Annotated in this window: 1 protein-coding gene; it reads left to right on the top strand. The window is 59.6% G+C overall.

Annotated elements, in window-relative coordinates:
- A partial coding sequence (locus GWQ27_RS22290) for a pyruvate kinase (protein WP_275908340.1) occupies positions 1-507 on the top strand: 507 nt, incomplete at both ends.

The raw sequence follows: 507 nt of genomic DNA on the forward strand, positions 1-507 counted from the left end.
TCGAAAACCAGGAAGGCCTGGACAACTTCGACGAGATCCTGGCTGTCTCCGACGGCATCATGGTGGCACGTGGCGACATGGGCGTGGAAATTCCGGTTGAAGAAGTGATCTTCGCCCAGAAGATGATTATCACCAAGTGCAACAAGGCACGCAAAGTGGTTATCACCGCCACCCAGATGCTGGATTCCATGATCAAGAACCCGCGTCCGACCCGCGCCGAAGCCGGTGACGTGGCCAACGCCATCCTGGACGGTACCGATGCAGTCATGCTGTCCGGTGAGTCCGCCAAGGGCAAGTACCCGCTGGAAGCCGTGACCATCATGGCCACCATCTGCGAGCGTACCGATGCCGTCATGCCGTCCAACCTGTCTGCTGCCAATGACAGCAACAAGCTGCGCATCACCGAAGCGGTCTGTAAAGGCGCGGTCGAGACCTCCGAGAAGCTGGACGCCCCGCTGATCGTGGTCGCCACCGAAGGCGGCAAATCTGCCAAGGCCATTCGCAAGT

Origin of the sequence: Aeromonas sp. 5HA1 (assembly GCF_029237245.1) — a bacterium.
Classification (GTDB): domain Bacteria; phylum Pseudomonadota; class Gammaproteobacteria; order Enterobacterales; family Aeromonadaceae; genus Aeromonas; species Aeromonas salmonicida.